This is a genomic window from Haloterrigena alkaliphila, assembly GCF_017352155.2.
GTDB classification, from domain to species: Archaea; Halobacteriota; Halobacteria; order Halobacteriales; family Natrialbaceae; genus Haloterrigena; species Haloterrigena alkaliphila.
In genome coordinates this window covers 636,494-648,373 of sequence record NZ_CP071462.1, presented here as the reverse complement: position 1 = coordinate 648,373, position 11,880 = coordinate 636,494, and the positions used below count along the sequence as shown (strand labels likewise).

Genomic DNA, 11,880 nt, shown 5'->3' with positions numbered 1-11,880 from the left:
CGGGGGTATATGGCGCCCACCGTGGTAGGACGGCCCAGTCCAGTCATGTCTTCACCCCGCGATCACCGCGTGCTCGTCCCGGTCGACGTCCTCGAGGGAGAGGCCGTCCCGGCGACGGTCGTCGACGCGTTCGCGTCGATTCCGGTCGTCCTGCTGGGCTACCGCGAACTGCCCGATCAGACCCCGCCAGAACAGGCGCGCGACCAGTTCGGCGACCGCGCACGGACCGAACTCGAGGAACTCCGAACCGTGTTCGAGGACGCCGGCTGCGACGTCGCGTCCCGGCTCGCCTTTACCCACGATCGGCTACAGACGTTCGAACGCGTCGCCGTGGACGAATCCTGCGACGCCGTCCTGTTGCTCAACCCGGCGCCGGTCCTCGAAACCGTCCTCGTGGCGATCCGGAGCGACGTCAACGTCGACCACATCGCGCGACTGCTGCGGACGGTGCTCGACGGCACCGACCTCGAGGTGACGCTGTTCCACGTCGCCGGCGACGAGTCGCGTCGGGAGGCGGGCGCGGAACTGCTCGAGACGGCCCGCGCCGCGCTGGTCGACGAGGGCGTCGATCGCGACCGAATCGAGCGGACGGTCATCGTCGACGGCTCGCCGACGGCTGCCATCCTCGAGGCCGCGGCCGATCACGACCTGCTGGTCGTCGGCGAGAGCCGGCCGTCGATCCGCCGCTACGTCTTCCGGGACCGCGCCGAGCGGCTGGCCCGGGAGACGGTCGACCCGGTACTCGTCATTCGGGGCGAGTACCTCGAGGCGGAGAGCGAAGGAGGCGCCGACGAGAACGCGACCGACGAGGAAAGCGGCGGCGGTGACGCGCCCGACGAGGGGAGCGCTGGCGATGAGTCGGCCGACGAGAGGCCCGCTGACGTGGTGTACACGCTCGAGGGAACGAACGAGAGCGAGGACGATTCCCCGTAACTGTCGGCGCTGCCGGCCCGGTGCGGATCGGTGGGACGATCAGTTTCGCTCCGTTCGCCGTCCCCGTCAGGGGTCGTTCGCAGTCCCCTGTCAGGGGCCGTCCGGAGTCGCTGGTCAAGAATCGTCCGCAGGCCGATCCCCGTCGACGTTCCGAACGACGAGGACCGGCGCGATCGACTCGGCGGCGATCCGCTCGGCCTCCCCGCCGAGGACGAGCGATCGGAGCGAGGGCGCCCGTTCTCCCACGACGATGGCGTCGTGGTCGACCGCGGTATCGAGCAGGGTCTCGAGGGCGGGCGCGTCGACGGCCAGTTCGGTTTCGACGTCGATTCCGCGCTCGGAGAGCCGTTCGGCGGCCGCATCGAGCAGTTCCGCGCTCGCCTCCCGACTCGCGTCGTCGGTCGCCAGAAAGAGCGTGACGCCGATCTCGCGGTCGCCGACCAGCGAGGTGACGAACGAGACGTTCCGATCGACGGCCACGTCGCCCGTCAGCGACACGAGGATCCGATCGATCTGCCCGCTCGCGCCGGTGATGGCGTAGGCGTCCGCCGACGTCTCCGCGGCGACTCGTTCGATCGTCTGGTCCCGGTCGTGGGTGAACACGAGCCGGTGATCGGCGCTCCCGCCGGTCGCCTCGAACGTCGCGACGAGATCCTCGAGGGCGGCGGTCGCCCGCTCCTCGTACTGCAGTCGCGCCTGGTCGGGGGGCGTCTGCTCGGGCAGGACGTGGTAGCCGAGGACGGTAACGTCGACCGACTGGAGTAGCGTCGTCAGCCCGGGGGAGAGCGATTCGCCCTCGAGGATCGCCAGCGGAACGAGGACCCGCGTCATCGAGACTCACCCCGGATCATCAGAGTTCACCCCGCAGGCGCACGTCCCGCGCGTAGTAGGCGTACCAGCCGGCGGTCACGAGCATGATCCCGACGCCGACGATCTGCGAGGCGGGCTGCATGAACCCGATCATGGCGAAGCTGGTGATCGCCCCGAGAACGGGGACGACGGGGTAGCCCGGCACTCGGAAGTCGGGATCGTACCACGCCGGTTCGTTCCGACGGAGCGCGATCAGTGCGACGCAGATCAGCCCGTACATGACCAGATGCAGGAAGGAAGCGACCTCGGCGAGCAGTTCGACCTGGCCGGTCGCGGTCAGGACGAGAATCGGCCCCCCGGCCATTCCCAGTGCGACGTGTGGCGTGCCGTAGCGGAGGTTGATGTGGCTCGCTCGTCGCGGCAACAGGGCGTCCCGCGAGACGGCGTAGATGGCCCGCGAGGTGCTGAGCACCGACGCGTTGGCGCTGGACATCGTCGCGAGCAGGCCGCCGAAGACGATCGCGACGGCGCCGGCGGCACCCAGATAGTGGCGCCCGACCTCGACCATCGCCGTCTCGCCGAAGCCCGCGAGCGTTTCGCTCCCGAACGCGCTCGTCGCGACGAAGATCGTCACCACGTAGAGCAGGCCGACGACCACCACGGAGCCGACCATCGCCAGCGGCAGGTTCCGGCCGGGGTCTCGCATCTCGCCGGCGACGGTCGCAACTTGCGCGAAGCCCAGATAGGAGGTGAAGACGAGCGCCGCCGTCGTCAACACCGGCATCGCGCCGAAGGGGGCGAACCGCTCGGGCGGCGCCGGTTCGCCCACCAGTCCGACCGCGTCGAGGCCGCCGTACGTGAGAAACACCGCCAGAATCGACAGCAACAGCGCGACGATCCCGTTCTGGAGTTTCGCCGCGTTTTCCGTTCCCGTCACGTTCAGGACGGTAAAGCCCGCGCCGAACAACAGTGCGACCGGAATGACCGGTCCCTCGCCGACCGTCACGCCGAGTTCGGCGAGCGTGTCGACGGCGTAGTAGCCGAACCCGACGAGGTAGAAGGCCGTCGCGAACACCAGCCCGAACCACAGCGACAGGCCGACGACGGCGCCCGCGAGCGCGCCGAGGGCGCGCGAGATGAAGTAGTATCCACCGCCGCTCTTTGGCATCGCCGTCGCGAGTTCGGAGGCCGGGAGCGCGACCAGCAGTGCGACGACCGCTCCGATGGCGAACGACCCCGCCGCGGCCGGCCCGGCCTGACCGGCCGCCAGCCCCGGGAAGACGAAGATGCCCGCGCCGATCATCGTTCCGATACCGATCGCGAGACCGCCGGTGAGCCCGAGCGTTCGCTCGAGTTCGGCGTCGTCCGTGATCGTCGCCTCGTCGGTTTCGATCGTGGGGTCGCCTCGAGGCGACTCGCCATCGATGTTCGTCCCCTCGGTCGACGGCGACGGACCGCCCATACCGCCCGGAATCACGGCCGAACGTATATGTCTACTGTCAAATTCGGCGACTGTCGGCGATTCGCCACCGTTCCGATTCAGAACAGGAGGCCGCCCAGCGGCACGTCCTCGTCCGGTTCGACGAGCACGGGGAACTCCTCCTCGTCCGGGACCCCGACGGTCAGCGCCTCGGATTTGAAGCCGGCGATCCGGACGGAACCGAGATTCGTCGCGCAGAGTACCTGCCGCCCCTCGAGATCGTCGGGCTCGTAGTGGTGGTCCAGCTGTGCGGCGGACTGGATCTCGCCGTGCTCGTCGCCCAGATCGATCCGGAGCTTGGTCATCTTCGGCTTGTTCGCCTCGGGGAACGACTCGGCGTCCAGCACCTCGCCGACGCGAATCTCGACGTCGAACGGATTCTCGACCATGCGGCAGGATAGCGACGGCCTCGGGAATGAGCGTTCCGTTTTCGGAACCGCTACTCGAGGAGCGCGTCGGCCAGCAGCGACAGGCTCTCGTCCCCGTCGTCGGCCGCGTGCGGAACCACGAGCATGACCTCCTCGATGCCGACGTCGGCGTACTCGGCGAGTCGATCGCGCACCTCCGCGGGCGTCCCCGTGGGTGCGGTCTCGACGTAGCCGGAGAGGAAGAACTCCCGCGGTTCCGCGGGTTCGTCGGGCAGGAACTCGCTCCGGAACCGCTCGCGGTTCTCCTCGGCCTCGGCGGTCGTCTCGCCGACGAAGACGAACAGTTCGGCCGACTTGCGGATTTCGTCGTATCGCGCCGCGCTCTCGCAGTGATCGCGCAGGATCTCGAGTTTGTCGGCGAACCCCTCGGGCTCGAGGGTGCCGAAGTTCCAGCCGTCGGCGAGCTCGGCGGTGTACCGAAGTGTGAACGCCTCCCCTCCGCCGCCGATCCAGATCGGCGGGTGGGGGTCCTGCACCGGTTGGGGCTCGCAGAAGGCGTCCTCGAGGTCGATCTCGAGGTGGTCGCCCGCGTGGCTGTACGTTTCGTTCGTCCATAGCCCCTGCAGGATTTCGACGGTCTCGGCGAGCCGGCGGAGTCGTTCGGCGGGCGGCTCGCGGAACTCGTAGCCGAACCGCTCGTACTCGTCGGCGTACCAGCCCCCGCCGAGGCCGAGCTCGAGGCGGCCGTCGCTGAGCCGGTCGACCTGCGCCGCCATCTTCGCCAGCAGGGCGGGGTGGCGGTAGTCCTGGCTCGTGACGAGCGTTCCCAGCCGAATCTCGTCGGTGGCCTCGGCGAGCGCGCCGAGCGTCGTCCAGGGCTCGTGGGCCCCGCGGCGAGGGTCGCCGATCCACGACTGGAAGTGGTCCTCGAGCCAGACCGCGCCGTAGCCCAGCCGTTCGGCCTCGAGGGCGGTCTCGCGGACGGTCTCGATCTCGGTGCCGTACTGGGGGAGGATGATCCCGACCTCGAGATCAGTTGCGTCCCCGGACTTGGCCCCGGAACCGGCGTCACCAGCGCTCATTGCGCCACCTCGCCGTCGAGCGCCAGCAGCCGCTCGGCGAGCGTCTCCGGATCGCTCGCGACGAGTTTCACCATCGCCTCCTTCCCGACATCGCCGCGATCGACCACGGCTTCGGGCGGCTCCTCGCGGTCCGCGAACGCCTGGCGGGCGGCCCAGCCCATCGTGGCGCCCTCGGCCTCCCTGCGCTCGGTAGGCTCTTCGCTCCGGTCGTACTCCGCGACGGACCACTCGAGGCCCTCGAGGGCGTCCTCGACGTCCTCGTCGAACCGGCAGTCGACCGCGAATCGCAGGTCGGGAGCGAACTCGCGGGCCGCCAGCAGGAACCGGGCCACGTGACTCGAGGCGCCGAAGCGGACGCCCCGATTCGGCTGGACGCCCGAGAGGGTGCGCGTGATCCGGCCCTCGACGGCCGCCGTCTCCGCGACCGACTCGGCGTAGGGAGTGGCGCCGACGACGTTCATCCCGACTTCGGGGACGAGGCGGGAGACGTCCGCGTCGACGAGTCGATCGACGACCGCGTGGACCGCCTCGGCGGTCGGCTCGCGGCTGGCCTCGTTTCGTAGGTCGACCATGTGGTTAACCGCGCCGTGGCCCTCGCCGACGTCGTAGTAGTATCGCACCGCGCGGGCGAGGAACTCCGTGGCGCCCTCGACGGCCGACTCGAGCGGTTCGCCTTTCGCCAGCCGGGCCGTGATCGCCGACCCCAGCGTACAGCCCGAGCCGTGGGTGGCCTCGGTGCCGATCCGCGGGTGCTCGAAGGTCCGCACCCCGTCACCGGTGACGAGGGTGTCCCGGACCGTCTCGCCCGGAACGTGGCCGCCCTTGACGAGGACGGCGTCGACGCCGGTCTCGAGGATGGCCTCCCCGGCGTCCACCGCGCTCTCGTGGTCGGTTACGGTGATGTCGGTCAGCACCTCGGCCTCGTCGGCGTTGGGGGTCGCCAGCGTCGCTTCGCCCAGTAGCTCCTCGTAGGCGCGTTCGGCCTCGGCCTCGAGCAACCGGTCGCCCGCGGTCGCGACCATCACGGGGTCGACGACCAGCGGGGACTCGAACTCCCGGGCGTGCTCGGTGACGGTCTCGATGACCGGCGTCGTCGCGAGCATCCCCGTCTTCGCCGCGCCGACCGCGAAGTCACCGGTGACGGCCTCGATCTGGGCCCGAATTTCCTCGAGGGGTAACACGTGCGAGGACTCGACGCCGCGGGTGTGCTGGGCCGTGACGGCGGTGATCGCCGACGTGCCGAAGACGCCGTGGGCGGCCATCGTCGCGAGGTCGGCCTGGATCCCGGCGCCCCCGCCGGAGTCGCTGCCCGCGATCGTGAGCGCTACCGGGCGCGTATCGGGTGCTGGCGTTCTCATATGTGGCCGTATTTTCCGGTTGTACAAAGCGGTCATGGTCGACGATCCTGAGAATCGCCTTTTCCGCCATACCCGGCCGTCCGGGCAGCCGACGGCGGTGGCGCGTGCTGTGCCGAGGTGAGCGCAGAGCGAACCTCGGCACGAACCCACGCGAGGGATGAGCGAACGACCGCAGGGAGTGAGCGAATCGGCTGGGGAGGGAGTGGCCATCCCTAGTTGCCATGATAGCAGAACACTCAGACTCGAGTTCCTTCGGAACCTGTCCGCTGCTCACACTGGCAACTAGGGATTCCACATTCCTCCCCAGCCGATTCGCTCGTTCACGGTGTTCACTCGCTCATCCCTCGCGTGGTTAGAGCCGCGATTCGTCAGTGGCTCACGGTTCCCTGCGGTCACCGTTCGCCGTTCCGAGGTCTTCACTCCGTTCAGACCTCGTTCCCCTCACCGCGACTCCGCACGCGCCACTGCAGTGGTTCGGCGGCCCGGAACGATCTCGAGTGTGAGGGACGCCACGAAGCGTATTCGAGGAACGTTATTCGTCCGCTGCGTCGGCCAGTTCGGCGTACGCGCGCCACGAGGGATCGACGTTCGGGTGGGGGAGTCGGTCGCCGTCAACGAGGACGTCGCCGCCGTCGGTTCCGGGTTCGACGGAGCCGATTTCGGCGACGACGGTGTCCCGATCCTCGAGCGCCGCCACCACGTCGTCCACACCCTCCGAATCGACCGCGAGCAGCAGCGAGCCGCTACTGGTGGCCGCCCATGGGTCCATCTCGAGGAAATCACACACCTCCCGCACGCCGGGCCGCATCGGCACGGAATCCCGATCGACGGAAAACCGTGCCCCAGCCCCAGCAGCCATCTCGTTTAGCGCGCCCGCGAGGCCGCCCTCGGTCACGTCGTGCATCGCCGTCACCGGGCCCGCGGCGGCCGCCGCGAGGGCGTCCCGGACGCAGTAGACCTCCGCGAGTCTATCCTGCGCGCTCGAGAGGACGTCGTCGGAGAGGTCGCCTGCGAGTTGGTCGGCGAACAACGTACTCAAAAGTCCCACCGACTCCACCGCGGGCCCGGTCGTCAGCAGCAGCCGATCGCCCGGGCGGGCACCGTCGGGACGGACGATCTCGTCGGGATCGCCGACGGCCATCGCCGTCGCCGCGCCGACCCACGGGTACGAGGGGTCCGAGTAGCGGGCGGTATGTCCCGTCACGACCGCCACCCCGAGGTCGACGCACTCCTCGTGGATCGTCTTCCAGACGGTCGCGAACTGGTCGTCGGTCATCGTCTCGGGGAGGGTGAAACAGATCGAGAGGTGCGACGGCGGAATCCCGCTGACGGCCACGTCCGCGAGTACGAGGTCCAGCGCGAACCGGGCCGCTCGCTCGAGTCCCAGTTGGGGCATGATCGAGACGGGATCGGTCGCGGTCACCAGCGCCCGCCCGCCGATCTCGAGGACGCCGAAGTCGACGCCGTGTTGCGGGCCGACGGCGACGTCGTCGCGCTCCGCGCCGAGGTTCGGCGCGACCTGCCGCTCGAAGAACTCCCGATCGATCTTGCCGAGGTCGCTCACGGTCGATCCGTCCCAGCGAGTCGTCTTAGCGGTGGTGATCCTCGTTCGATCGTCAGACGGCGCGGTCCCCGTTCGGGAGTTCGAGCCGTACCCTCTCGCCCGAGCGGTTTCGAACCGAACCCTCCATGGCCGGTCCCGTCGAACGACGATCCATGCACGGAACTGGCGTCCCCATCGCCACGCCGTTCGACGACGGCGGACGAATCGATCACGACCGACTCGCCTCGATCGCCGACTGGCTCGAGTCCGAGGGCGTCGACTTCCTGGTCCCCTGTGGCTCGACCGGCGAAGCACCCTTGCTGGCGCCCGACGAGCGCGTCGCGGCCGTCGAGACCGTCGCCGAAACGACCGAATTGCCCGTGGTCGCGGGGACTGGGTTCGAGGGGTTCGAGCCGACCCTCGAGACCACCGAACGCGCCGCCGCGGCGGGCGCAGACGCCGCGCTGGTGGTCACGCCCTCCTACTACGGCTCGGACGACGCGGCCCTCGAGTCGTACTACCGCGACCTCGCCGACGAGTCGCCGATTCCGGTGATTCTATATAGCGTTCCGAAGTTTACGGGCCGCGCGCTGGCCCCCGAGACCGCCGCAGCGCTGGCCGCCCACGAGAACGTCGCGGGCATCAAGGACTCGAGCGGCAGCCTCGAGTCGATTCAGCGCCTCGTCTCGCTGACGAGCGACGATGAGTTTTCGGTGCTGGTCGGCAGCGGGAGCGCCTACGCGGCGGGACTCGCCGCCGGCGCCGACGGCGGCGTGCTCGCGCTGGCCAACGTCGCGCCCGCGCGTGCGAGCGAGATCTACAGACTCGAGCGGGACGGGAAGACCGACGCGGCTCGCGAACTGAACGCCGCGCTCGTCGAACTCAACCGGCTGGTCACTGCGGAGTACGGCGTCGCGGGCGTGAAGGCCGCCCTCGAGGTCCGGGGTCGGCCGGCCGGGGACCCGCGCCGGCCGCTCCAGCCCCTCGCGGACGACGACCGATCGACGCTCGAGGCGGTCCTCGAGGAGGTTCTCGAGACTACGGCGGCGCCGTAACCGACCCGCATCGATCCGACCAGCACCGGGTGCTGGAACGCTTCGTAACCGAATCAGCCAACGAATACGCAATTTCGAAACTACATACGGTTTCAGCCAAGGCTAAAGTCGTTCGCGACGGTATCGTGGATAGATGGCGTACTCGTTGCAGTCTACGGCTGATTCATCCCTCGAGTTCTCGACGTCGGAACTGACGGGTGCGCTAGGTGATTCGGTTACGGTGCTCCCGCTGCTGGTCGCCCTCGCGGCGACGACGAGCGTCTCCCTGCCCCACGTGCTGGTGGGCTTCGGCGTCTTCCAGATCGTCTGGGGCCTCGCCTACGGGATGCCGCTGTCGGTCGAGCCGATGAAGGCGCTGATCGGGCTGGCGATCGTCGGGACGCTGACCTACGCCGAACTCGCCGCCGCGGGGCTGGTCGCAGGAGGCGTCCTCCTGACGGTGGGAAAACTGGGTCTGATCGGGCGACTCGAGCGGGTCGTCGGCGAACCCGTGATCCGCGGCGTCCAGTTCGCCGTCGCGTTGCTCCTTCTCGAGGCGGCCGTCGACCTCTCGGTCGGGAACCCCCTGATCGCGATAGCTGGACTGGCCATCGTCGGCCTGCTCGCGCTGGGGGGCTACCGGGGCGCCAGCGTCCTGCTCGTCCTCGGGGGCGGCGCCGTCGCGGCCGTCGCGACCACGGGAGTTCCGGCGCCGCAGGTGCCCGCCCTCTCGCTCTTTCCGGCGGGACCGCCGACGTTGTCGGCCGCCGCGCTCGAGGGAACCGTCGCGCAACTGGGGATGACGGTCGGGAACGCGGCGATCGCGACCGCGCTGCTCTGTGGCGACCTCTACGATCGGGATATCTCTCCCGACCGACTCTCGACGAGTATGGGCGTGACCTGCCTCGCGGCGATTCCGCTGGGGGGCGTGCCGATGTGTCACGGCAGCGGCGGCCTCGCGGGGAAGTACGCCTTCGGCGCTCGAACCGGGGGTGCCAACGTCCTCCTCGGGGTCGGCTACCTCGCGCTGGCGCTCGTGGCCACCGGCGCCCTGCTGGCGGCGTTCCCGCTGGCCGTGCTGGGCGTATTGCTCGCCGTCGTCTCGCTCGAGCTGGCTCGAGCGGCGTTCGAACCGATCTCGAGCCGCCGGTCGCTCGCGTTCGTGCTCGGCGTCGGGGTCGTCGGCCTGGTCGGCAACGTCGGCGTCGCGTTCGTCGCCGGTGCCGTCCTGTACTGGGCGCTGTATCGGATGACGTAAGCCGGCTACCCGATTGCCGAGGCGATCGGTTCCGTATTTTGACTAAGCGACCCGTTTCGACGCTCGAGCGGCGCGAACCCGTCCGATACGACGTTTCAGCAGTACGCCGATCGTCACCGCGATAAACTAATAACGACGATATCGAATATCACGAATCCGCGAGTCACGGCGCTTTTCTCTCCCGACCGCGAAGGACTGGCGATGACAGCGAGCTGGGCCGATCTCTTCGCCCGCGGCGCCGACTACGACGTGGACCTCGAGGCCGTCCGGACGGCAGCCGACGAACTGGCGACCGAGGCCGAGACGAACTCGGGGACGGAGGGCGACGATGCCTGAGCGACCCAACCCCGCCCGCGTCGTCGCCGATCCGGCGGTCCTCGCGGCCGACCTGCTCGTCGGCGGCGACGCGCGCGAGGCGCTCGATCACGTGCGCCGGCACTCCTGGGTCGAACTCGTCGCGAGCGACCCGCTGCTCGAGCGGACCGAAGCCCTCGTCGCGACCCTCGCGGATCCGGACCTCGCGGCCGATCATCGGGCGCGACTCGAGGTCGAGCGCGTCGCGGTCGACCATCCCGCGGACGACCATCCCGCCCTCGCCTCGGCCTACCGCGGACGGGCTGCACACCTGCTCTCCGACGACGAAGGGCTCGGATCGGCGCAAGCGGGCCTCTCGCTGCAGCCCCGCGTCTCCGTCAGCATCCGTCCGCCGGACGCGTTCGCGCGGTTGTTCGACCCCGAGAGCCTCTACGAGGCCGTCGAGGGCGGCGACTACCCCGGCCCGGATCGCGATCCGCGGGCGTAGCCCGTGGACTCGAGAGAAGCGGCCCGGATGCGAGACACTTATCTGACCGCAGTTCCGAGTGATGAGGGGTCAATGAACGATCTCCGCACCGGGTTGAGTTACGGGGACGTGCTGCTCGTTCCGAACCGCTCGCCAGTCGATAGCCGCAGCGACGTGGACCTCTCCACGAATCTGACGCCGTCGATCGAACTCGAGACGCCGCTGGTCTCGGCCGCGATGGACACCGTCACCGAGGCCGAACTGGCGATCGCACTCTCGCGGGCCGGCGGCATCGGCGTCCTCCACCGGTTCCTCACGCCCGAGGAGCAGGCCGAACAGGTCGCGCAGGTGAACGACGCCGGCAAACGGGTGGCCGCCGCCGTCGGGATCGACGAGGACTACGTCGACCGCAGCGCCGGGCTGGTCGACGCCGGCGTGGACGCGCTCGTCGTCGACGTCGCTCACGGCCACATGGAGCGGACGCTCGAGGCCGTCGAGATCCTCGGCGAGGAGTTCCCGGAGACCGATCTGGTCGCCGGCAACGTCGCCACGCCCGCGGGCGTCGAGGATCTGGCGGCTGCGGGCGCCGACTGCGTGAAGGTCGGCATCGGTCCGGGTTCGCACTGCACCACCCGAAAGGTCGCCGGCGCGGGGGTCCCGCAGCTAACGGCCGTCGACGACTGCGCGGACGCGGCCGAGGACCTCGACGTAACCATCTGCGCCGACGGTGGCATCCGGACCTCCGGCGACGCGGTGAAGGCGCTGATGGCGGGCGCCGACACCGTGATGATGGGCAGCCTCTTCGCCGGCACCGAGGAGGCACCCGGCGCAGTCGTCGAGGTCGACGGGACCCGGTACAAGCGCTCGCGGGGGATGGCGACGACGACCGCCGCCGAGAAACGGGACGACAAGGAAGAGAACGTCCGCGCCGACGAGGGCGTCGAGGCGCTGACCCCCTACAAGGGGCCGATCGCCGACGTCGTCGCGGAGTTCTGCGCGGGCATCCAGTCGGGGCTCTCCTACTGCGGCGGCCACACGATCCCCGAGGCGCGCGAGAAGGCGGAGTTCATTCGCGTCGAAGCCAGCGCAAAGGAGCGCGAGGGCTACCACGCGGACCACGACTGGGAGGGCGTCAGCGTCGACAGTAAAGGGGCGGCCGCCGACGAATCGGAGTCGGACGGCGCCGCGAACGCCACCGCCGAAGGCGACGACTGAAACCCCTCGTCGCCGTCC

Annotated in this window: 12 protein-coding genes; 6 read left to right on the top strand and 6 right to left on the bottom strand. The window is 69.5% G+C overall.

Annotation, left to right across the window (positions count from 1 at the left end; all coding sequences use genetic code 11):
• Positions 1-45 precede the first annotated feature (45 nt).
• A complete protein-coding gene (locus J0X25_RS22040) occupies positions 46-933 on the top strand; it encodes a universal stress protein (protein WP_207289601.1) in 888 nt (295 codons plus the stop codon).
• Positions 934-1,047: 114 nt separating this feature from the next.
• Here J0X25_RS22040 and J0X25_RS22035 read toward each other — a convergent pair whose 3' ends face one another.
• The 6 genes from J0X25_RS22035 to J0X25_RS22010 all read right to left on the bottom strand — a co-directional run bounded on the left by J0X25_RS22035 (position 1,048) and on the right by J0X25_RS22010 (position 7,595).
• Positions 1,048-1,764 carry a universal stress protein gene (locus J0X25_RS22035; RefSeq protein WP_207289599.1) on the bottom strand — a complete coding sequence of 239 codons (717 nt, stop codon included), beginning with the start codon at positions 1,762-1,764 and terminating at the stop codon, positions 1,048-1,050.
• A gap of 19 nt (positions 1,765-1,783) precedes the next feature.
• Complete coding sequence (locus J0X25_RS22030) at positions 1,784-3,205, bottom strand: APC family permease (RefSeq protein ID WP_207289597.1); 1,422 nt, start codon at positions 3,203-3,205, stop codon at positions 1,784-1,786.
• Between the two features lie 77 nt (positions 3,206-3,282).
• Positions 3,283-3,612 (bottom strand): tRNA-binding protein, encoded by a 330-nt coding sequence (locus tag J0X25_RS22025; RefSeq protein ID WP_207289595.1) that lies wholly within the window; start codon positions 3,610-3,612, stop codon positions 3,283-3,285.
• A gap of 50 nt (positions 3,613-3,662) precedes the next feature.
• On the bottom strand, positions 3,663-4,673 hold the full coding sequence (locus J0X25_RS22020) for an LLM class flavin-dependent oxidoreductase (RefSeq protein WP_207289593.1): 1,011 nt from the start codon (positions 4,671-4,673) through the stop codon (positions 3,663-3,665).
• Positions 4,670-6,031, bottom strand: a complete 1,362-nt coding sequence (gene thiD, locus J0X25_RS22015; RefSeq protein ID WP_207289591.1) for a bifunctional hydroxymethylpyrimidine kinase/phosphomethylpyrimidine kinase — start codon at positions 6,029-6,031, stop codon at positions 4,670-4,672. The genes J0X25_RS22020 and thiD overlap by 4 nt, the downstream gene beginning before the upstream one ends.
• A gap of 532 nt (positions 6,032-6,563) precedes the next feature.
• Positions 6,564-7,595: an AIR synthase family protein gene (locus J0X25_RS22010; protein WP_207289590.1), complete on the bottom strand. Its 1,032-nt coding sequence runs from the start codon at positions 7,593-7,595 to the stop codon at positions 6,564-6,566.
• A gap of 152 nt (positions 7,596-7,747) precedes the next feature.
• On the opposite strand from J0X25_RS22010, the gene J0X25_RS22005 reads away from it, so the two are divergent.
• The 5 genes from J0X25_RS22005 to J0X25_RS21990 all read left to right on the top strand — a co-directional run bounded on the left by J0X25_RS22005 (position 7,748) and on the right by J0X25_RS21990 (position 11,862).
• Positions 7,748-8,629, top strand: coding sequence for a dihydrodipicolinate synthase family protein (locus J0X25_RS22005; protein WP_207289589.1), 882 nt, complete (start codon positions 7,748-7,750; stop codon positions 8,627-8,629).
• Between the two features lie 133 nt (positions 8,630-8,762).
• The gene (locus J0X25_RS22000) at positions 8,763-9,866 is read left to right on the top strand and encodes a putative sulfate/molybdate transporter (protein WP_207289588.1); all 1,104 of its coding nucleotides are present in this window, start codon (positions 8,763-8,765) and stop codon (positions 9,864-9,866) included.
• Positions 9,867-10,067: 201 nt separating this feature from the next.
• Complete coding sequence (locus J0X25_RS39785; RefSeq protein ID WP_284145175.1) at positions 10,068-10,202, top strand: hypothetical protein; 135 nt, start codon at positions 10,068-10,070, stop codon at positions 10,200-10,202.
• Positions 10,195-10,668: a DUF7384 family protein gene (locus tag J0X25_RS21995; RefSeq protein WP_207289587.1), complete on the top strand. Its 474-nt coding sequence runs from the start codon at positions 10,195-10,197 to the stop codon at positions 10,666-10,668. Before J0X25_RS39785 ends, J0X25_RS21995 begins: the two co-directional genes overlap by 8 nt.
• Positions 10,669-10,740: 72 nt before the next feature.
• Positions 10,741-11,862, top strand: coding sequence for a guanosine monophosphate reductase (locus tag J0X25_RS21990; RefSeq protein ID WP_207289586.1), 1,122 nt, complete (start codon positions 10,741-10,743; stop codon positions 11,860-11,862).
• Positions 11,863-11,880 lie beyond the last annotated feature (18 nt).